Genomic DNA, 20,600 nt, shown 5'->3' with positions numbered 1-20,600 from the left:
CCGGGAGCCTCCCCATGAGCACCACCCATCCCGACGACGCCGAGATCCGGTCGGTCTACGCCGAGTACCTGGCCGGGTGGAACGCCCGCAGCGGCGCCCGCATCTCCGCCGTGCTCACCGACGACGGCGACGTCATCGGGTTCGACGGCAGTGCCGCCCACGGCCGGCTGCAGATCGCCGCGGACATGCGGCGGCTGTTCGCCGACCACCAGACCCCGGCCTACGTCGGCGTCGTCCGCTCGGTGCGCACCGTGGCCGAGGACGTCGCGGTCGTGCACGCGGTTGCCGGCATGGTGGACGTCGGCTCCGACCGGCTGGACCCCGCGCTGCACGCCGTGCACACCGCGGTCGTGGTCAAGGACGGGCGCCGCTGGAAGATCTCCGTCCTCACCGCCACCCCGGCCCGCTACCACGGTCGGCCTGCCGCGGTGGCCGCGCTCACCGCGGAGCTCGAGGCCGCCCGGTGACCCCGGTGCTCGCCGGACCGGACGACGTCGCCGGTGCCGTGCTGCTCGACGTCCGCTGGGCGCTGGGCCGCACCGACGGACACCAGCAGTACCTGACCGGGCACCTCCCGGGCGCGGTGTACGTCGACCTGGACACCGAGCTCGCGGCGCCGCCCTCGGCCGCCGGCCGTCACCCGCTGCCCGCCGTCGAGGACCTGCAGGCCGCGGCCCGCCGCTGGGGGGTCTCCACCGGCGACCGGGTCGTGGTCTACGACGCCGGCCCGGGCACCTCGGCCGCCCGCGCCTGGTGGCTGCTGCGCTGGGGCGGGGTGGCCGACGTGCGCATCCTGGACGGCGGACTCGCAGGGTGGACCGGGCCGGTGGAGGACGGCGACGTCGTCCCCGCCCCGGGCGACGTGGTCCTCACCCCCGGCGGCATGCCGGTGCTCACCGCGGACGAGGCCGCGGCCCTCCCCGGCGCCGGCGGTGTGCTGCTGGACGCCCGGGCGGGGGAGCGGTACCGCGGAGAGGTGGAGCCGGTCGACCCGCGCGCCGGTCACGTGCCCGGGGCGGTGAGTGCGCCGACCACCGACAACCTGGCCGACGGCCGGTTCCGGGACGACCTCGCCGACCGGTTCGCCGCGCTGGGCGTCACCGCGGACACCCGGGTGGGGGTCTACTGCGGCTCCGGGGTGACCGCAGCCCACGAGGTGGCCGCGCTGGCCGTCGCCGGCGTGGAGGCGGCGCTGTGGCCGGGCTCCTGGTCGGAGTGGTCGGCCGACCCGGTCCGCCCGGTGGCCACCGGGGCCTGAGCCGGGTCAGGCGTCGACGTCGTCCGGACTGGGCCAGAAGTCCAGGGTCTCGACCCGGTTGGGGGCGCGCACCGCTGCGGTGCGGCGCGCGGTCTCCACCGCGGCGTCGTAGCGGTCGAGCAGCACGGCGGCGATCCGCTCGTCGGGCAGCAGGGGAGCGGTGACCAGGTCGGCGCCGGCACCGGCCAGCTTGTCGTGGAAGAACCCGGGCGCCAGCAGGTAGGCCGCGACCACGACGCGCTCGGCGCCAGCGGCCCGGGCGGTGGCGATCGCGTCGGGCACCGTGGGCTGCGCCGCCGAGCCGTAGCCGGTGGTCACCGGCCCGGCCCAGGAGCGCTGCAGCAAGTCGGCGGTGTCCTCGACGTCGGCGGTCGCGCGGGGGTCGCTGGACCCGGCCGCGGCGACGACGACGGCGGTGGTGGGGTCCTCGGGGTCGGCGCCGGCGTCGCGGAGCCGGGTGAGCAGCACGTCGACCAGGCGCAGGTCCGGGCCCAGCGCGCGGGCCGACAGCGTGCCGGGGTGCGCGTCGACGGCACCGGCGATGTCGACGTGCACGTGGAAGCCGCCGGACAGCAGCACCGGGACGACGACGGCGGGGGTGTCCTCGGCGGCCAGCCCGGCGACGACGTCGCCCACGGTCGGCGGCTGCACGTCGACGAAGGCCGCGGTGGTCTGCAGCCCGGGGCGCAGGTCGCGGGCGGCCAGCGCCAGCTCGGCGATCAGCCGGCGCCCGGTGGGGTTGCGGGTGCCGTGCGCGCAGGCGACCAGCACGGGGTCGGGGGAGCCGGGGGCGCTCACAGCGCCCTCGTGAGGCCGCCGTCGACCGGGATCATGACGCCGGTGAGGTAGCTGGCGGCCGGGGACAGGGCGAAGGCGGCGACCTTGCCGAACTCCTCGGGCCGCCCGACCCGGCGCAGTGGGATGCCGGACTCGGTGCGGGCCCGCATGGCCGCAGGGTCGCCGGAGGCGGCCTCGATGTCGGTGATCCGGTCGGTGGCGATGGTGCCCGGGAGCAGCCCGAACACCCGGATGCCGCGGGGCCCCAGCTCGTCGGCGAGCGCCTTGGCGGTCATCGCCAGGCCCGGGCGCAGCCCGTTGGAGATGGCCAGGTGGCCGATCGGCTGGCGGACCGAGGTGGAGAGCACCAGGCCGATCGCGGCGCCCTCGCCCAGCACCGGCACGAGGGCCTTGACCAGCCGGATCGTGCCCAGCAGCACCGAGTCGACGGCGTCGCGCCAGTCGGCCTCGTCGGTGTCCAGGACGGTGCCCGGCTTCGGGCCGCCGACCGAGACCAGGGCGCCGTCGACGCGCACGAGCTGCTCCGTCGCCGTCCGCACCAGGTCCCCGGCCGCTGCTGGCGCGGCCAGGTCGGCGGACAGCCCGAACGCCGCCGGCGCACCCCCGAGGGAGGCGACGGCGGCTTCCACGGACTCCGCGGAGCGCGAGCTGACCAGCACCCGCGCCCCGTCGTCGACCAGGGCCCGGGCGGTCGCGTACCCCAGCCCACGGCTCGCGCCGGTGAGCAGGTAGCCGCGACCGCCCAGACCCAGGTCCACCGGTCAGACCGAGGCAGACCCGCGGAGGGAGCGCAGCACGTACTGCATGATCCCGCCGTTGCGGTAGTAGTTCGCTTCGCCGGGGGTGTCGATCCGGACGGTGGCCTCGAAGGTCACGTCGCCGGCCTGCACGGTCACGGTCTTCGGGGTCGGGCCGTCGTTCATGGCCGAGATCCCGGTGACCGTGAACTCCTCGTCGCCGGTCAGGCCCAGGGACTCGCGGTCCTGGCCCTGGGGGTACTGCAGCGGCAGCACGCCCATGCCGATGAGGTTGGAGCGGTGGATGCGCTCGTAGCTCTCGGCGATGACGACGCGGACGCCCAGGAGCGCGGTGCCCTTGGCGGCCCAGTCGCGGGAGGAACCGGAGCCGTACTCCTTGCCGGCCAGCACGACCAGCGGGATGCCGGCGTCGGCGTAGGAGCGGGAGGCGTCGTAGATCGTCGTCGTCTCGCCGGTCAGGTGGTCCTTGGTGACCCCGCCCTCGGTGCCGGGCACCAGCTGGTTGCGCAGCCGGATGTTGGCGAAGGTGCCGCGGATCATGACCTCGTGGTTCCCGCGGCGCGAGCCGTAGGAGTTGAAGTCCCGACGCTCGATGCCGTGCTCGGAGAGGTACTTGCCGGCCGGGGAGTCGGCCTTGATGGAGCCGGCCGGGGAGATGTGGTCGGTGGTCACCGAGTCGCCCAGCACCGCCAGGGTGCGGGCGCCGCTGATGTCCACGACCGGGGAGGGCTCGGCCTCCATGCCGTCGAAGTACGGGGGCTTGCGCACGTAGGTGCTCTGGCTGTCCCACTCGAAGGTCTTGCCCTCGGGGGTGGGCAGGGCCTTCCACTGGGCGTCGCCGGCGAACACGTCGGCGTAGTCCTCGATGAACATCTCCTTGGTGATCGACTCGTCGATCGTCCGCTGGACGTCCAGCGGGGACGGCCAGATGTCGCGCAGGAAGACGTCGTTGCCCTCGGGGTCCTGGCCCAGCGGGTCGTTGTTCAGGTCGACGTCCATGGAGCCGGCGATCGCGTAGGCGATGACCAGCGGCGGGGAGGCCAGGTAGTTCATCTTGACGTCGGGGTTGATCCGGCCCTCGAAGTTGCGGTTGCCCGAGAGCACCGAGACCACGGCGAGGTCGTTGTCGTTGACCGCCTTGCTGACGGCCTCGGGCAGCGGACCGGAGTTGCCGATGCAGGTGACGCAGCCGTAGCCGACCAGGTAGAAGCCGAGCTTCTCCAGGTAGGGGGTGAGCTGGGCCTTCTCGTAGTAGTCCATGACGACCTTGGACCCCGGCGCCAGCGTGGTCTTGACCCACGGCTTGGCGCTCAGGCCGCGCTCGACGGCGTTCTTGGCCAGCAGGGCCGCGCCGATCATCACCGAGGGGTTCGAGGTGTTGGTGCAGGAGGTGATCGAGGCGATGGTGACGTGGCCGTGGTCCACGAAGGTCTCCGTCCCGTCCTCCATCGTGATCGCGACCGGGTTGGAGGCGCGGTCCGGTACCCGGTCGGGGACGACGGTGTGCGGCTCGGCACCGGCGTTGCCGTTGCTGGCCGAGACCGGGTCCGAGGCCGGGAAGGTCTCCTCCACGCCCTCGTCGGAGACCGAGGCGGCGGTGGGGGCGTCCTCCACGCTGGTGTCGGCCGAGCCGGCGTAGGTGGGCAGCACCTCGCGGAAGGCCGCCTTGGCGTCGGTCAGCTGCACCCGGTCCTGGGGGCGCTTCGGGCCGGCGATGGAGGGCACGATCGTGCCGAGGTCGAGCTCCAGGTACTCGGAGAACGCCGGCTCGCGGGCGTCGTCGTGCCAGAGGCCCTGCTCCTTGGCGTAGGCCTCCACCAGGGCGACCTGCTCGGCCGGGCGACCGGTGAGCTCGAGGTAGCGGATGGTCTCCCCGTCGATGGGGAAGATGGCGGCCGTGGAGCCGAACTCCGGGCTCATGTTGCCGATGGTCGCGCGGTTGGCCAGCGGCACCGCGGAGACCCCCGCGCCGTAGAACTCCACGAACTTCCCGACCACGCCGTGCTTGCGCAGCATCTCGGTGATGGTGAGCACCAGGTCGGTGGCGGTGGTGCCGTCCGGCAGCTGGCCGGTGAGCTTGAAGCCCACGACGCGGGGGATCAGCATGGAGACGGGCTGGCCGAGCATGGCCGCCTCGGCCTCGATGCCGCCGACGCCCCAGCCCAGCACGCCGATGCCGTTGACCATCGTGGTGTGGCTGTCGGTGCCGACGCAGGTGTCGGGGTAGGCCAGCGTGCGGTCGCCCTCGGGGCGGGCGAACACGACGCGGGCCAGGTGCTCGATGTTGACCTGGTGCACGATGCCGGTGCCCGGGGGGACGACCTTGAAGTCGTCGAACGCGCCCTGGCCCCAGCGGAGGAACTGGTAGCGCTCGCCGTTGCGCTGGTACTCGATCTCGACGTTGCGCTCGAAGGACTCCGGGGTCCCGAACACGTCGGAGATGACCGAGTGGTCGATCACGAGCTCGGCCGGGGCCAGCGGGTTGATCTTCGTCGGGTCGCCGCCGAGGTCGGCCATCGCCTCGCGCATGGTGGCCAGGTCGACGATGCAGGGGACACCGGTGAAGTCCTGCATGACCACGCGGGCCGGGGTGAACTGGATCTCCTGGTCGGGCTCGGCCGACGGGTCCCAGTTCGCGATCGCCCGCACGTGGTCGGCGGTGATGTCCGCGCCGTCCTCGGTGCGGAGGAGGTTCTCCAGGAGGATCTTGAGGCTGTAGGGCAGCTTGTCAGCGCCCTCCACCGCGTCGAGCCGGAAGATGTCGTAGTCGGTGCCGTCGACGCTGAGTGTCGACCGTGCTCCGAAGCTGTCCTTGCTGGCTGCCACTGCGTGCGCCTCACCCTCGCTGGTCCGTTGCGCTTCTAGCACCCCCGATCATCCCAGCTCCCGCTCGAGCGTGCGGAGGAAGGCAACCCTTCCTTCCCGAGGTGACGGCGCTCACCGGGACTGCTGGGGCCCGCGGGACGTGTCCGCGCGGGAAACCCCCCACGACCTGCGGGTGGTCGCCTAGCGTCCGCGCGGTGACGACGACGGTGGTGCCGACCCCGGCGGTGCTCGTCGCGGCCGACCGGCCCGCGCGGGGACGCCGGCTGCGGACGGCGCTGTCGACGCTGCACCTGCTCGCCCTGACCGCCGTGTGCCTGGTGCTGGGGCTGCCCACCGACCGGCTCAGCGTGCTGCTCTGGGTGCTGACCGGGCTGGCCTGCCGGTGCCCCGGCCGCGGCCGGCGGGCCGCGGTGCAGCTGCTCGTGGACTGGGTGCCGCTGGGCGCGGTGCTGCTGGTCTACGACGCCAGCCGCGGGCTGGCCGACACCCTGGGCGCCCCGGTGCACGTCGCCGAGCCCGCCGCGGTCGACGCCGCCGTCTTCGGGGTGGTGCCCACGGTCTGGCTGCAGGCCAACGTCGCCGTCCCGGGCTGGCTGGCGGTGGTGGTGACGCTGGTCTACAGCAGCCACTTCGTGGTCACCCCGCTGCTGCTGGCCGGGCTGTGGCTGCGCGACCGGGCCCGCTGGCGACGGTTCGCCGCCATGGTCGTCGGGCTCTCCCTGGCCGGGCTGGTCACCTACGTGCTCTACCCCGCGGCCCCGCCGTGGCTGGCGGCCCGGCAGGGCGTGATCGGCGAGGTGCACCGGCACAGCGGGGACGGTTGGGCCGAGCTGGGGCTGCCCCGGGCCGGGGCGCTGCTGCACGCCGGGCAGGGCTCGGTGAACCCGGTCGCCGCCGTCCCGTCGCTGCACACCGCCTTCGCCGTGCTGGTCTGCCTGGTCGGGCTCACCCTGGTCCGTCGTCGCTGGCAGCGGGTGCTGCTGGTGGCCTACGCGGTCGCGATGCCGGTGGCCCTGGTGTGGTCGGGGGAGCACTACGTGGTGGACACCGTGCTGGGGGCGCTGTACGCGGGGGCGGTGTTCCTCGGGGTGACCCTCGTCGTCCCGGTGCTGGGTCGGGCGGCCGGACGCGCGCGGGGCCGGGTGTCGGGGGCAGGCGTTAGCGTGACGTCGACCACGTCCCGCGGCTGACCCCCGGTCGGCCCACGACCCACCGGAGCCGGCATGCGCGTGCCCCTGACCACCCGTGACTTCCTCGACCGGGCCGAGCTCGTCTACGGCGACCGGGTGGGCATCGTCGACGAGCCCACCCAGCCCGCGGAGTCCCTCGGCGAGCTGACCTACCGCGAGGTCGCCCGCCGGGCGCGGGCGGTGTCGGCCGGGCTCGACGCGCTGGGCATCGGGGAGGGCGAGCGGGTGGCGGTGGTCAGCCACAACTCCGCCCGCGTGCTGGAGCTGCTCTACGGCGTGCCCAGCCACGGCCGGGTGCTGGTGCCGGTGAACTTCCGGCTCTCGGCGGAGGAGGTCTCCTACATCGTCGAGCACTCCGGGGCCCGCGTGCTCATCGTCGACCCCGAGGTGGAGCCCACGCTGAAGGGCGTCACCGCCGAGCACCGGCTGCTCACCGGCGAGGAGTACGAGCAGGGCCTGCTGCGCTTCGACGCCGAGGCCCGGCCGTGGGCCGAGCCCGACGAGGACGCCACCGCCACGATCAACTACACCTCGGGGACGACGGCACGGCCCAAGGGCGTGCAGATGACCCACCGCAACATCTGGACCAACGCGGTGCTGTTCGGCATGCACATGCAGGTCAGCGACCGCGACGTCTACCTGCACACGCTGCCGATGTTCCACTGCAACGGCTGGGGCCTGCCCTACTCCATGGCCGGGGTGGGCGCCCGCCAGGTGCCCATCCGCAAGATCGACGGTGCCGAGATCCTGCGCCGGGTCGAGCAGCACGGGATCACGATGATGGCCGGTGCCCCGGCGGTCTGGAACGCCGTGCTGGACGCCGCCGCCGAGTGGGAGGGCGAGGTGCCCGGCCGCGACCAGGTGCGCATCGTCGTCGCCGGCGCCCCGCCGCCGTCCCGCACGATCGCCCGGGTCGAGGAGGAGCTGGGCTGGGAGTTCAACCAGATCTACGGCCTCACCGAGACCGCGCCGTTGCTGACGGTCAACCGCCCGCGGGCCGAGTACGACGACCTCGAGCCGATCGAGCGGGCCAGGGCACTGTCCCGGGCCGGGGTGCCGTCGCTGGGCACCCGGATGCGCACCAGCGAGTCCGGTGAGGTGCTGGCGCAGTCCAACACCGTGCTCGCCGGGTACTGGGAGAACCCCGACGCCAGCGCCGAGGCCCTGGACGGGGGCTGGTTCCACACCGGTGACGGCGGCACGATCGACGAGGCCGGCTACCTCACGATCTCCGACCGCAAGAAGGACGTGATCATCACCGGCGGGGAGAACGTGTCCTCCATCGAGGTGGAGGACGCCGTCTTCAGCCACCCCGCCGTCGCCGAGGTCGCCGTCATCGGCGTCCCCGACGAGAAGTGGGGGGAGATGGTGACCGCGCTCGTCGTGCTCACCGAGGGCGAGACGGTCTCCGAGGCCGACCTGATCGCGCACTGCCGCACCCGGCTGGCCGGCTACAAGCTGCCCAAGCGGGTCGAGTTCCGCGACGCCATCCCGCGCACCGCCACCGGCAAGATCCAGAAGTTCAAGCTGCGCCAGGCCTTCTGGGAGAGCAGCGAGCGGCAGGTCAACTGACACCGGGCGTCTCCCCCCGACGGGGGAGACGCCCCCGGCACCCTCTCAAGACCCCACCACCGCCCGTCGACGGGACACGTGAGGCCGCTCCCCGGAGAGCGGCCGACCGTGGTCGTGAGTGGTGGAAGAGGTCGTCAGGCGTGCAGACGAAGGTGCGGGGAACCCTCCGGGGCGAGCGTGGTCAGCGGTGGTCGGTGCGGTTCGGTGGGGTGCTCATCGCCGCGGCGGTCGCCGTCGGGATCGCGCCGGGGACGGCCTCGGCCGCTCCCGTGAACCCCAGCGACGGAGAGATCGCCCAGGCCCAGACCGCCCAGGACGCCGCCGCCGCCGAGGTGGGGGCGATCTCCGCCCAGCTGGCGTCCGCGCAGTCCGGTGTAGCCACCGCGCAGCAGGAGTCGGCCATCGCGCTGGACTCCTACCAGCAGAAGCAGGAGGAGTACGAGACCGCCCGCGCCGCGGCCGACACCGCCGCCGCGGCCGCCACCCAGGCCACCGCCGACCTCGGCGTCGCCCAGGTGCAGCTCTCGGACTTCGCCCGCACCTCCTACATGGAGGGCAGCACCTTCTCCGGTGCCGCCTCCCTGCTCGACGCCTCGTCCCCGGGGGAGCTGATCGAGCGGGCCGCCCTGCTCGAGGCCGCCGGTGCCGACCACTCCGACGTCCTCGACGAGGTCACCGTCCTGCAGCAGCAGGCCACCGCCGCCGACGCCGCCGCCCAGACGGCGCTCGCCGACGCCGACGCCCTGCAGGCCGAGGCCGCGGACTCCCTCGCCGCAGCGCAGGCCGCGGAGACCTCCGCCCGGGCCCAGGCCGCCGCCCTCGCCCAGCAGCAGGTCACCCTCGACGCCCAGCTGCAGGCCGCCCAGCAGGTCCTCCTCGGTCTCGAGGGCGCCCGCGAGGCCGCCGAGGCCTACGCCCAGCAGCAGGCCGCGGACGCCGCCGCCGAGGCCGCCGCGCAGACCCAGGCCCAGCAGCAGGCCGCAGCGGCCGCCGCCGCGGCGAACCGGCCGTCCACCCCGGCCGCCTCCGCGCCGTCCTCGTCCCGCCCGACCACGGCGGCCCCGGCGCCCGCGCCGGCCCCGTCCCGCCCGGTCACCCCGGCCCCGGCCCCGGTCGCCGGTCCGGCCAACGCCTCCGCGTCGACCACCGCGATCAACGCCGCCATGCGCTACCTGGGCACGCCCTACTCCTGGGGTGGCGGCGGCAGCCGCGGCCCGGGCTACGGGATCAGCCCCGACACCGGCGTCTACGGCTTCGACTGCTCCGGGCTGACCCAGTACGCCTACGCCCAGGCCGGCATCTCCATCCCGCGCAACAGCCAGAGCCAGTACAACGCCCTGCCCAAGGTCTCCCGGGCCAACCTGCAGCCCGGCGACCTCGTCTTCTGGGGCACCAACGGCTCGGCGTCCCGGATCTACCACGTGGCCATCTACATCGGGAACAACAAGGTGGTCCAGGCCCCGCAGAGCGGCGACGTCGTCAAGGTGTCGACGATCTGGAACTACGACTACGCGGGAGCAGCCCGCCCGTCGGCCTGAGCGCAGACGCAGAACAGGCCCGCACCGGAGTCCGGTGCGGGCCTGCTGTGCGTTGGGGCGTCGGGCAGCCACGGGGGGAGCTGCCCGACGCAGGCCGAACGGTAGCAGCAGTGGGGCGGGTGGGACACCCGGTGCTCCACGTCTGGGGACGGCGAGTCGCCGGGCGCCTCTCACCCGCCGCTCACCCGGCCGAGCAGTGGGTGGACACAGGCAGGTGGGGGACACTGGGGAGGCGGGGGCGCGTCGGCCCCGTACGGACCAGACCGCACACGCACCAGGGAGCCCCGTGACCAGCGCTGCCAGCAGCCCGCCCGAGCAGTCCCCGCAGCAGCACACCCCGCCGGCCACCGACGCGGCGTTGCTCGAGCGGGTGGTGTTCGAGGTCAAGCGGGTCATCGTCGGGCAGGACCGGCTGGTCGAGCGGATGCTCGTCGGCCTGCTGGCCCGGGGCCACGTGCTGCTCGAGGGCGTCCCCGGCGTCGCGAAGACCCTGGCCGTGGAGACCCTGGCGACCGCGGTCGGCGGCTCGTTCGCCCGCCTGCAGTTCACCCCCGACCTGGTGCCCGCCGACATCATCGGCACCCGCATCTACAAGGCCGGCCAGGACGCCTTCGACACCGAGCTCGGCCCGGTGTTCGCCAACTTCGTGCTCACCGACGAGATCAACCGCGCCCCCGCCAAGGTGCAGTCGGCGCTGCTGGAGGTCATGGCCGAGCGCCAGGTGTCCATCGGCGGTGTCACCCACCCGCTGCCCGACCCCTTCCTGGTGCTGGCCACGCAGAACCCGATCGAGAGCGAGGGCGTCTACCAGCTGCCCGAGGCCCAGCGGGACCGCTTCCTGATGAAGGTGCTGGTGGACTACCCCACGCCCGAGGAGGAGCGCGAGATCGTCTACCGGATGGGCGCGAACCCGCCGCACGCGGAGACCGTGCTCGGCCCCGATGACCTCCGTCGGCTGCAGCGGACCGCCTCGGGCGTCTTCGTGCACCACGCACTGGTCGACTACGTCGTCCGGCTGGTGGTGGCGACCCGGTCGCCGCGCGAGCACGGCATGGCCGACGTCGCGAACTGGGTCACCTACGGCGCCAGCCCGCGCGCCACGCTGGGCCTGATCGGGGCCAGCCGGGCGATCGCGCTGCTCCGCGGCCGGGACTACGTGCTGCCCCAGGACGTCCTGGACATCACCGCCGACGTGCTCCGGCACCGCCTGGTGCTCTCCTACGACGCGCTGGCCGACGGCGTGCCCGCCGACCACGTGGTCAAGCGCATCGTGCAGAGCGTTCCGCTGCCTCAGGTGACCCCGCGGCAGCGCTCCGGCGGCTTCGGTCCCGGCACCCCCGGCGGTCCGGCCGTGCCGGGCAGCGGCGGCCCGCAGGGTCCGCAGCCGTGGGGCGGTCCGCAGGGTCAGCCGCGTCCCGCGACCCCGCCGCAGCCGTCCCCCCAGCAGGGCTTCGGCGCCGGACCGCAGTCGGCGTGAGCCCGCGCCGCCGTCTCGACGCCGAGCCCACGGCGGTGCCGCCGCCCACCCACTTCGGGGACGGCGGCAACGCCGACGTGCTGCTGCGCCGCCTGGAGCTCACCGTCCGGCGGCGGCTGGACGGCCTGCTGCAGGGCGACCACCTGGGTCTGGTGCCCGGCTCGGGCACCGAGGCCGGTGACTCGCGCAGCTACCACCCCGGGGACGACGTCCGGCGGATGGACTGGTTCGTGACCGCCCGCACCCAGACCCCCTACGTGCGGGAGACCATCGCCGACCGGGAGCTGGAGACGTGGGTGGTGCTGGACCTGTCGGCCTCCCTGGACTTCGGGACGGCGGACTGCGAGAAGCGGGACCTGGCGATCGCCGGGCTGGCCGCGGTCAGCCACCTCACCGTGCGCGACGGCAACCGGCTGGGCGCCGTGGTCACCACCGGCGAACGGGTGGACAGGTACCCGGCGCTGCCCGGCCGGCTGGCCGCCGACCGGCTGCTCCGTCAGGTCGTGGCCACGCCGCGGGCCGCCGGGGGACGCCGCGGCGACCTGGCCGCGGCGCTGGAGACGCTGCGCCGTCCGCCCCGCCGGCGGGGGCTGGTGTGCGTGGTCTCGGACTTCCTCGGAGACGCCGACTGGGAGCGGCCGCTGCGCGGGCTGTCCAGCCGGCACGAGCTGCTGGCCGTGGAGGTGCTCGACCCGCGTGAGCTGGAGCTGGCCGACGTCGGGCTCCTGACGGTCGTCGACCCGGAGACCGGGCAGACCCTCGAGGTGCCCACCGGCAACGCCGAGGTGCGCCGGAAGTTCGCCGAGGGCGCCGCCGCCCAGCGCCGCCAGATCGCCGCCACCCTGCGCCGCTGCGGTGCCGGGCACCTGCAACTGCGCACCGACCGAGACTGGGTGACCGACGTGGTGCGGTTCGTCGCCGACCGCCGCCGCGCCGGCGCCGGAGGGGCCTCCCGATGACGTTCCAGTCCCCGCTGTGGCTGTTGGGCCTGCTCGCCGTGCTGGCGCTCGCCGCGTTCTACGTGGTGATGCAGCTGCGCCGGAAGACGTACGCCGCCCGGTTCACCAACGTGGCGATGCTCGGTTCGCTGGTGCCCAAGCGGCCCGGCTGGCGGCGGCACCTCTCCTTCGGCCTGGTCGTGGTCGCCCTCGGCGCGCTGGTGCTCTCGCTGGCCCAGCCCTCCACCGAGGTGCGGGTGCCCCGGGAGCGGGCCACGGTGATCATGGCCGTCGACGTGTCGCTGTCCATGCAGGCCACCGACATCGAGCCCGACCGGTTCGCCGCGATGCAGACCGCGGCCAAGCAGTTCGTGGACATCCTCCCGGAGCGGATCAACCTGGGGCTGGTGTCCTTCGCGGGCTCGGCCACCACGCTGGTCACCCCGACGACCGACCGGGCCTCGGTGCGGACGGCGATCGACAACCTGGAGCTGGCCGAGTCCACCGCGATCGGTGAGGCGGTGTTCACCTCGCTCACCGCGATCCAGAACTACCAGTCCTCGCTGGAGGACACCGGTGAGGAGGCCGCCCCGGCCCGGGTGATCCTGCTGTCCGACGGCTACAACACCGTCGGCCGCCCCGACACCCAGGCCGTGGAGGCCGCGATCGGCGCCCAGATCCCGGTCTCGACGATCGCGTTCGGCACCGACTTCGGCACCCTGGACCTGGAGGGGGAGACCGTCCCGGTCCCGGTCGACCGGGCCACCCTGGAGTCCATCGCCGACCAGACCGGCGGCTCCTACTCCGAGGCAGCCAGCGCCGAGGAGCTCGAGCAGGTCTACGCCGACCTGGGCAGCCAGATCGGCTACGTCAGCGAGCCCCAGGACATCAGCCCCTGGTTCGTGCGCGGGGGCGTCCTCTTCGCCTTCCTCGGCGTCGTCCTCTCCCTGCTCTGGACCAACCGCCTGCTGTAGCCGCCGTGTGCGACCCGCCACCCGGCGGAATGCCCCGGGCCCGGACCGGTTGTGGGCTGGGGGCGTCCGCCCCACCCGTCCCGCCCGAACCCCCGGAGCTCATCGTGCGCACCCGTTTGTCCCTGACCGTCGCCCTGGCCTCCGCACTGGTGCTGTCCGCCTGCAGCGGGGGCTCCGACGACGCAGGCTCAGGCGGCGACGCCGACGTGCTGCGGGTGGCCACCGAGGGCACGTACGCGCCCTTCTCCTTCCACGACCCGGACACCGACGAGCTCACCGGCTACGACGTCGAGGTGGCCCGCGCGGTGGGCGAGGAGCTCGGCATGGAGGTCGAGTTCAGCGAGACCACGTTCGACTCGATCTTCGCCGGCCTCGAGGCCGACCGGTACGACGTCATCGCCAACCAGGTGTCGATCAACCCCGAGCGCGAGGAGTCCTACCTCTTCTCCACGCCCTACACCGTGTCGACCGGTGTGGTCATCACCCGGGCCGACGACGACAGCGTGACCTCGCTGGCCGACGTCGCGGGGAAGACGAGCGCCCAGTCGCTCACCAGCTCCTTCTACGAGACCGCCACCGCCGCCGGGGCCCAGATCGAGGCCGTCGAGGGCTTCACCCAGGCGATCACGCTGCTCAAGCAGGAGCGCGTGGACGTCACGATCAACGACAGCCTGGCCTTCCTGGAGTACCAGGCGACCACCGGTGACGAGGACGTGAAGATCGCCGCCGAGATCGACGAGCCCAGCGAGCAGGCCCTGGTCTTCCGGCAGGACGAGACCGACCTGCAGTCCCGCGTCGACGACGCGCTGGAGTCGCTCCGCGCCGACGGCACGCTGGCCGAGATCTCCGAGCGGTACTTCGGCGAGGACGTCAGCGGCCAGTGATGCACCGGGCGGCGGGGCAGTGAACGGGATCGACTGGGAGCTGGTCCGCAGCAGCCTCTGGCCGCTGGCCGAGGGCCTGATCCGCGGGACGATCCCGCTGACCGTCGTCAGCTTCGTGCTGGGGCTGGCCCTGGCGGTGCTGCTGGCGCTGATGCGGCTCTCGGGCCGCCGGCTGGTGTCGGGGGTGGCCCGGGCCTACGTCTCGGTGATCCGGGGGACGCCGCTGCTCCTGCAGCTGTTCATCGTGTTCTTCGGGCTGCCGTCGCTCGGGCTGACGATCGACCCGTGGCCCAGCGCGATCATCGCGCTGACCCTGAACGTGGGCGGCTACGCCTCCGAGGCGGTGCGCGGGGCGATCCTCGCCGTGCCGCGCGGGCAGTGGGAGGCGGCCATGACGGTGGGGATGGGTCGGACGACCACCCTGCGCCGCGTGGTGCTGCCCCAGGCCTCCCGCATCGCCGTCCCCTCGTTGAGCAACACGCTCATCTCGCTGGTCAAGGACACGTCGCTGGTCTCGGCGATCACGGTCACCGAGCTGCTGCGCACGGCCCAGGAGATCGCGGCGCCGAGCTTCGAGTTCTTCACGCTCTACGGCCTGGCGGCCGTCTACTACTGGGTGGTGTGCCTCGTGCTGTCCTTCGGTCAGACCCGGCTGGAGACCCGGCTGTCCCGGTACGTGGCCGCGTGAGCGCGCCGCTGCTCGAGGCCCGCGGGCTGGTCAAGTCCTTCGGGGACAACCAGGTGCTGCGGGGCGTCGACGTCGTCGTCCCCTCCGGGTCGGTGACCTGCCTGATCGGCCCGTCCGGGTCGGGCAAGACCACGGTGCTGCGCAGCCTGAACGGGCTGGAGACACCGGAGTCCGGCACGGTCCGGGTCGGCGACGTCGCGCTGGACTGGGCCGACCGGCCCGGCACCAAGGCGGTGTCCCGGCTGCGCGACCAGAGCGGGATGGTCTTCCAGGCGCACAACCTGTTCCCGCACCTCACCGTGCTGGAGAACGTGACGTCCGGCCCGGTGCTCGCCCAGCACCGGCCCCGCGACGAGGCGCGCACCGAGGCCTGCGAGCTGCTGGCCCGGGTGGGGCTGGCGGACAAGGCGGACGCCTACCCGGTGCAGCTGTCCGGTGGCCAGCAGCAGCGGGTGGGCATCGCCCGTGCCCTGGCCACCAAGCCGCGGGTGGTGCTCTTCGACGAGCCGACCAGCGCACTGGACCCCGAGCTGGTCGGTGAGGTGCTGCGGGTGATGCAGTCGCTGGCCGCCGAGGGCTGGACGATGGTCGTGGTCACCCACGAGATGCGGTTCGCCCGGCAGGTGGCCGACCAGGTGCTCTTCCTGGACGGCGGCGTCGTGGTCGAACAGGGGCCGCCGTCGCAGGTGCTCGTCGAGCCGCGCGAGCAGCGCACCCAGCAGTTCCTGCAGCGCCTGCTCGACCCGCTCTAGCGGCTGGGGTCAGCGGCTGGGGTCGAGGCTCAGCTTGCCGGTGGTGCGCCGGGACAGGATGTCCTGGTGCGCCTCGCGGACGGCGGTCAGCGGGTACCGGCCGCCGCTGATCGGCTGCAGCTCCCCGGCGGCGACCATCGGCAGCAGCTCGCCCATGGCGACGTCGAGCATCTCCGGAGCCGCCATGCAGTGCGCCAGCCAGAACCCGATGACGGCGCGGGACTTCTGCATGAGCGCAGGGGCCTGCACCGGCGACGGGGGCGTGCGGGCCGCCATGCCGTAGGCGACCAGCCGGCCGAACGGGGCCAGCGCGGACAACGCGCCGTCGAACACCGGCCCGCCGGTCATCTCCAGGACGACGTCGACCGGCTTGCCGCCGTTGGCCTCCCGGAGGGCCGCGGTGAAGGTCTTCGGGTCGCCCTCGGCCAGCGCCGGGTCGACGGTCGCGTCGGCGCCCAGGGTCTGGGTGAGTTCGCGCTTCTCCGCGCTCGACGCGGTGGCGATGACCCGCCCGGCGCCCCACCGCTTGGCCAGCTGCACCGCGAGCGAGCCGACCCCGCCGGCGCCGGCGACGACGACGACGGTCTCGCCCGCGGCCAGGTGGGCCGAGGTGCGCAGCAGGTGCCACGCGGTGGTGCCCTGCAGGACGACGGCGAGGGCCTGCTCGTCGGTCACACCGTCCGGGACCGCCCAGGACAGCCGGTCGACCGCGGCGACGCGCTCGGCGTAGCCGCCGCCGTCCAGCAGCCCGACGACCCGCTGACCGCCGCCCACCGGGGTGCCGACGAACTCCGCGCCGGGGACGAGCGGCAGCGTCTGGGCCGCGAGGTAGGAGTTCTCCACCTGGTGGGTGTCGGCAAAGTTAACTCCTGCGGCACTCACTTCGTAGAGCTGCTGACCCGGTCCTGCGACGGGATCGGGCAGGTCGACGATGTCGAGAACTTCTGGGCCGCCGAAGCGGGTGATCTGTACGGCTCGCATACGGGTGAGGCTAAGGGCCTGCGGCCGGGTCAGCCGCGGCGACAACGAGATCAGTCGTGCGGTCTCCTTTGAGTGGCGGCCCAGCCCCCAGTTTCTCCTAGTCAGTCGTACACACGTTTGCCGGCGCCGGGTAGCGAGCCTCGCCGCTGGCACTAACCCCGCTTGTTACCAGCGCGGGCGGTCAGGAGCAGGGAGGGTCCTCGTCAGGAAGCAACCGTGCCACGAGTTCATGGCTCGCCGCAATGGCTCCGCTGGCCATACCGGGAGACCATGCGCCCGTCTGTCGCGCGTGCACAAACCCGTTCCGAAGCTTTCTGGCGGCCTCAAGTCGCTCGATCCAGGCCTCTTCCATCAGGCCTTCCGTCTGAGCCCGCTTGATAAGTTGAAAGAGACGGACCTTATCGTCCGCGGCGTAGCGTTCGCGCAAGGCGCCTTCGACTGCCATCAATGACCAAACGACGCCAACGACGAAGAAGTCGTAGTACGTGACTGCAGAGCAATATAAATCTCGAGACGTCTTGAGCATCTCGGCGATACCTGTAGGGGTGGCTTCCGTCAGGCGCCACCCGGTTGTACTTCTCCGCAGATCCGCTTCGCTCGCCCGACGCGGGCCGTCCGGGCCCATCACACTAATGAGCTCCGAGCGTGCGTCCATCAGACGCTCCCGGTTCCTGAGTCTTTTCGCCCCCGGCTGGTGTTCTCGGTGGCCCTGTCAGGAGCCTCAGCGCCGCCGCCCTCGGGGCCTGCGTCGGCCAACCCATCAAGGTGGAGTACGGCTAGCGCGCCGAGCAGTTCTTGGGCTGGCGGATCGATGGCGGCTCCTGTGACCGGCCTGAGCACCACCTCGGACAGGTAGGCGGAGGCCGCCCCCTGCTCCTCGCTGGCCACATGTCGCTTCAGTAGGGAGATGGCGGCATCAGACTGAGCCGATCCATAGACCCGAGGCCGACTTGGCCCCGGACCGCGTGCGCCTGCCCAGGTCTCCGGGGGCGTTCCTCTGTTCGCGGCGGCGGGGTCTGGAAGGCGGCGCATTCTTCGCCGCGCCGCCTCGTGAGAACGCCCGACGAGTTGTAGGGCAATTTCCGCCGGCGAGGCAGCGGGCTCCAGAAGTGGGACGCCAGCAGCATGAGACCACCCGCGCACCATCTCCGGTGGGAGGGGCAAAGGACTGGCTGAAGGCCGGGAGCCAAGTTGGAAGCCGAATCCCAGAGAGACCCGCTGGCTCTCGCCCGACGGGGAAGCGGGATCGATCGCGGCCGCGGTCGGGGGGGCGTCGTCGGCGACACACAGCACCACCAGATGCGGTCCGACTTGTTCGCGCGCGGAGTCATCCAGCGTCTCTAGTAACGCCAGAGTCTCATCAAGCGCGTGTGGTGGCGTCATGACGACCCAGCTTCGTGAGTCCAGCCCCCACGATGCCGGGGCGGGGTCCTCGACAAGTTCATGCGTGACTTGTGGCACGGGCGCTAGAAGCCCACTCAGTACTTCTCCTGCCTGTGCCTGCTCCTCGTCTCTGATCGTCGTCCAAATTTCGACAGCTGACTCGAGTGGGTTTTGGGCGCGCACGAGCCTTGCTAGGGCCGGCCGACGGTGAAGAGCAGCTGCTAGGTCCGCGCTGCGTCGCAAGGCGTCACTAAGGTCGTCGGGAAAAACAGCTCCCCAGCCTTGTATACGGGTCTGACTGGCCACGCGCGCGTGGTCGATTTTGTCCGCGGCTTCACGTAATGCGATGGCGCTGCCTAGAACGGTCGGGGTCTTCCTGTTGTCAGCAGGACAGGAACTGTCCAGTGCATTGAGGACGGCACGCAGAACGCTCGTCGTCTCGTCCTGGCTGCGGTCTGCGCTGTCGTCGAGAGCCTGTGCCGTGGCGACCTCCGACCTTGGCGGAATCGGGGACGGGCGTAAGGCGCCCAGACGGTCGCGAACGTCGTCGATGCGGGCGCGCCACGCAATCCTGCGCCGTGCGTGGTCGTGCGGCTTGAATCTCAGAGGTAGCTCTCTGGCTGCCGTTGCTAAATCGGCCGCGGCAGCGACTTGGATGCCCACCACCTCGGTCCAGGTGTCGGATGAGGTGGCGCGGCGAAGAGCGGCCTGATAGCCGACCGCTTGGCGCACCGACGCCCGTTCGGGGAAGCGAGCCCGCAGCATGTTCTTGTGGCCCGGCTCAATGTCTCTGAGCCGATACGGGTCTCCTGACGCAGTGACCGTAGCGATCTCGAAGCGCTGCAGCTCGGGGCAAGCGTCCTTCAGCCGTGCGATGCACGCGACGGTGGACTCGTTCAGGGCGTCGTGGGTGTCGGCCTTGGGGATATCCCACGGCAGTAGCAGCGGGCGTTCCTCCTCAAGATTGCTCGGGAGCAGTCGGGTGACACTGACGGATGCAGCGGCCTCGTCGACCGTTGCGTCGAGTATCGAGGGGTCTGCCGCGCATATCGTTCGAACCCGAGCGCTCGGGGAACCGAGGATCTCCATGGTCTCGGATGGTGAGAGATGCGCGGCGCAGGCGGCGATCAAGCGGGACCATGCCGTCGCTGTCCAGGGGTCGCTAGGCGCTGATGAACGCGCAATTAGGGCTCGGACGAGGTCGGCAGGGACGTGCAGATGCGGGTGACCCGCTTCGAGAACGCGGACGACATCGAGTGGCTCGGCGTTATCAACGATGTTGCGGAAACTCTCGATCTCGAGCGCAGAGCATGCGGCTCGGAGCGTGTTGGCGTAGTCGTGCCTCAGCGGCAACTGCTCGGCCAGGTGCTTGATGCGACGGACCGCCTGGTCGAACTGTGTCACGCCAATCTCGTCGAAGCCTAGTCCTTGGTTGCGTTGCGGATAGATCAAGAATGCGAGTTGGTCGATAGGCAAATGCGGCGGTCGCTGTCTTTCGAGAATTGGTAGGGTGGCACTAACGTAAAGGGCATTATCTGCGCGCTCAGCGCCTTCCAAGAATGCTGCTAGTTCACCTGCGCTTGCCCCAGCGGTCTCGAGAGACTTCGCGAGGTCGGTGACTACTTCTGCGACGCAATCAGCATGGCTCTCGGCGACCCGCCGCAGCATCCACCCGGCGTACGCGGGGTCAATTAAGGCTGCGACGCGAGCGAGCGTGCTGCCGACCCGCGGCGGCGGGTTTTCGTGGAGGAGTTCGCTGATTGTCTTGGAGCGAAGTTCGTGAAGTCCGCGCCACGTATCACCGTCACGGGTCGCGATGTGTTCGTCTCGTAGCACACCGAGGGCGTCCCCCACCTCCGCCACTTGACCCATCCCAGGACCTTCGGCCAGCACCGAACCCAGGCTATCCGCCCTCAAGGTGAGCCCGAGGGTGTGCGCCGTGGTGACAAGACGCGCTGCTTCCCGCTGGGTTCGTCGGCTGGGATCTTGCAGGGCGATGACTTGGGTGGCCAGCACCTGTCGTAGCCGCTGGCCTGTGGTGAGAAGCGCGACGTACTCCATGAGCAGGCCTTCCGATCGGTCGAATGCCTCCTCGGGTTCCATTCGGAGTGCAATGTCCTGTTCGCGCAGGCGCGCGGCCAAGGCATCCGCTAGGAGTGGGTCGAGAGTCGGTTCGATGACGCGAGTAGCTCCGACCAGGAGATTCGGTGAAAAATCCTCAGCACGCGCAGCGCCAAGCAGCAGCGCTGACGGAATTTCGCGGAGCAGCTGTGCGGCGCGCGGCCAATCTGTCATGTGCGGTCGCCCTAGGTCGTCAGCAACCACCACGACCGGTGAGATGCCGTTAGGACGGAGCAGGTGAACATGCCGGCTGAGGGCTCGTGCGTCGTCCTCGTCTTGAACGCGCTTCACGCGCAAGACCCGTGCTGCAGGGATAAGGTCGCGTGCCGCACGCCAGAGTAGGACCGACTTGCCAGCGCCTGAGGGCCCGACGAGCAGCACGTTCCCTTCTTCGCCCAAGCCCTCGGAACACGCCAGCAGCTCGTCTGGTCGAATGACATCGAGGTTCGCGGCTACGTTGTC

17 protein-coding genes are annotated in these 20,600 nt (G+C 71.9%); 11 read left to right on the top strand and 6 right to left on the bottom strand.

Annotation, left to right across the window (positions count from 1 at the left end; genetic code table 11):
* Positions 1 to 14 precede the first annotated feature (14 nt).
* Both F1C76_00790 and F1C76_00785 read left to right on the top strand, forming a co-directional pair.
* Positions 15 to 467, top strand: a complete 453-nt coding sequence (locus tag F1C76_00790) for an SgcJ/EcaC family oxidoreductase (GenBank protein QNG35336.1) — start codon at positions 15 to 17, stop codon at positions 465 to 467.
* A complete protein-coding gene (locus F1C76_00785) occupies positions 371 to 1,258 on the top strand; it encodes a sulfurtransferase (protein ID QNG38908.1) in 888 nt (295 codons plus the stop codon). The genes F1C76_00790 and F1C76_00785 overlap by 97 nt, the downstream gene beginning before the upstream one ends.
* Before the next feature lie 6 nt (positions 1,259 to 1,264).
* On the opposite strand, the gene F1C76_00780 is transcribed toward F1C76_00785, so the two are convergent.
* From F1C76_00780 to F1C76_00770, 3 genes are read right to left on the bottom strand one after another with little or no spacing between them, the layout of a single operon-like run.
* On the bottom strand, positions 1,265 to 2,029 hold the full coding sequence (locus F1C76_00780; GenBank protein ID QNG38907.1) for a sirohydrochlorin chelatase: 765 nt from the start codon (positions 2,027 to 2,029) through the stop codon (positions 1,265 to 1,267).
* Positions 2,030 to 2,052: 23 nt separating this feature from the next.
* Entirely contained in the window at positions 2,053 to 2,814 is a 762-nt protein-coding gene (locus F1C76_00775) for an SDR family oxidoreductase (protein ID QNG35335.1), read from the bottom strand.
* Positions 2,815 to 2,817: 3 nt separating this feature from the next.
* A complete protein-coding gene (locus F1C76_00770; protein ID QNG35334.1) occupies positions 2,818 to 5,640 on the bottom strand; it encodes an aconitate hydratase in 2,823 nt (940 codons plus the stop codon).
* A gap of 194 nt (positions 5,641 to 5,834) precedes the next feature.
* Between F1C76_00770 and F1C76_00765 the strand changes: the two genes are divergently transcribed.
* From F1C76_00765 to F1C76_00725, 9 genes are all read left to right on the top strand, one after another.
* The gene (locus F1C76_00765) at positions 5,835 to 6,830 is read left to right on the top strand and encodes an inositol phosphorylceramide synthase (GenBank protein ID QNG35333.1); all 996 of its coding nucleotides are present in this window, start codon (positions 5,835 to 5,837) and stop codon (positions 6,828 to 6,830) included.
* 33 nt (positions 6,831 to 6,863) lie between these two features.
* Positions 6,864 to 8,402: a long-chain-fatty-acid--CoA ligase gene (locus F1C76_00760; protein QNG35332.1), complete on the top strand. Its 1,539-nt coding sequence runs from the start codon at positions 6,864 to 6,866 to the stop codon at positions 8,400 to 8,402.
* 239 nt (positions 8,403 to 8,641) lie between these two features.
* Positions 8,642 to 9,940 (top strand): NlpC/P60 family protein, encoded by a 1,299-nt coding sequence (locus tag F1C76_00755; GenBank protein ID QNG38906.1) that lies wholly within the window; start codon positions 8,642 to 8,644, stop codon positions 9,938 to 9,940.
* Between the two features lie 286 nt (positions 9,941 to 10,226).
* On the top strand, positions 10,227 to 11,417 hold the full coding sequence (locus F1C76_00750) for a MoxR family ATPase (GenBank protein QNG35331.1): 1,191 nt from the start codon (positions 10,227 to 10,229) through the stop codon (positions 11,415 to 11,417).
* Positions 11,327 to 12,376, top strand: a complete 1,050-nt coding sequence (locus F1C76_00745) for a DUF58 domain-containing protein (protein ID QNG35330.1) — start codon at positions 11,327 to 11,329, stop codon at positions 12,374 to 12,376. Before F1C76_00750 ends, F1C76_00745 begins: the two co-directional genes overlap by 91 nt.
* Positions 12,373 to 13,329 (top strand): VWA domain-containing protein, encoded by a 957-nt coding sequence (locus F1C76_00740; protein QNG35329.1) that lies wholly within the window; start codon positions 12,373 to 12,375, stop codon positions 13,327 to 13,329. The genes F1C76_00745 and F1C76_00740 overlap by 4 nt, the downstream gene beginning before the upstream one ends.
* A gap of 29 nt (positions 13,330 to 13,358) precedes the next feature.
* Entirely contained in the window at positions 13,359 to 14,213 is an 855-nt protein-coding gene (locus F1C76_00735) for an amino acid ABC transporter substrate-binding protein (GenBank protein ID QNG38905.1), read from the top strand.
* Positions 14,214 to 14,232: 19 nt separating this feature from the next.
* Complete coding sequence (locus tag F1C76_00730; protein QNG35328.1) at positions 14,233 to 14,901, top strand: amino acid ABC transporter permease; 669 nt, start codon at positions 14,233 to 14,235, stop codon at positions 14,899 to 14,901.
* On the top strand, positions 14,898 to 15,653 hold the full coding sequence (locus tag F1C76_00725) for an amino acid ABC transporter ATP-binding protein (protein QNG35327.1): 756 nt from the start codon (positions 14,898 to 14,900) through the stop codon (positions 15,651 to 15,653). The genes F1C76_00730 and F1C76_00725 overlap by 4 nt, the downstream gene beginning before the upstream one ends.
* Positions 15,654 to 15,662: 9 nt before the next feature.
* Here the strand turns inward: F1C76_00725 and F1C76_00720 are convergent, their stop codons facing one another.
* The 3 genes from F1C76_00720 to F1C76_00710 all read right to left on the bottom strand — a co-directional run bounded on the left by F1C76_00720 (position 15,663) and on the right by F1C76_00710 (position 20,519).
* On the bottom strand, positions 15,663 to 16,634 hold the full coding sequence (locus tag F1C76_00720) for a zinc-binding dehydrogenase (GenBank protein ID QNG35326.1): 972 nt from the start codon (positions 16,632 to 16,634) through the stop codon (positions 15,663 to 15,665).
* Between the two features lie 181 nt (positions 16,635 to 16,815).
* Positions 16,816 to 17,289, bottom strand: a complete 474-nt coding sequence (locus F1C76_00715) for a hypothetical protein (GenBank protein QNG35325.1) — start codon at positions 17,287 to 17,289, stop codon at positions 16,816 to 16,818.
* A complete protein-coding gene (locus F1C76_00710; protein ID QNG35324.1) occupies positions 17,289 to 20,519 on the bottom strand; it encodes a hypothetical protein in 3,231 nt (1,076 codons plus the stop codon). The genes F1C76_00715 and F1C76_00710 overlap by 1 nt, the downstream gene beginning before the upstream one ends.
* Positions 20,520 to 20,600 lie beyond the last annotated feature (81 nt).

This window comes from Geodermatophilaceae bacterium NBWT11 (genome assembly GCA_014218215.1).
Classification (GTDB): Bacteria; Actinomycetota; Actinomycetes; order Mycobacteriales; family Geodermatophilaceae; genus Klenkia.
This window is presented reverse-complemented; position numbering and strand designations above follow the sequence as displayed.

Coding starts and splice junctions, on each gene's coding strand:
- F1C76_00790 (QNG35336.1), top strand. CDS start 15: ATGAGCACCACCCATCCCGACGACGCCGAGATCCGGTCGGTCTACGCC.
- F1C76_00760 (QNG35332.1), top strand. CDS start 6,864: ATGCGCGTGCCCCTGACCACCCGTGACTTCCTCGACCGGGCCGAGCTC.
- F1C76_00740 (QNG35329.1), top strand. CDS start 12,373: ATGACGTTCCAGTCCCCGCTGTGGCTGTTGGGCCTGCTCGCCGTGCTG.
- F1C76_00735 (QNG38905.1), top strand. CDS start 13,359: ATGCCCCGGGCCCGGACCGGTTGTGGGCTGGGGGCGTCCGCCCCACCC.
- F1C76_00720 (QNG35326.1), bottom strand. CDS start 16,634: ATGCGAGCCGTACAGATCACCCGCTTCGGCGGCCCAGAAGTTCTCGAC.
- F1C76_00715 (QNG35325.1), bottom strand. CDS start 17,289: ATGGACGCACGCTCGGAGCTCATTAGTGTGATGGGCCCGGACGGCCCG.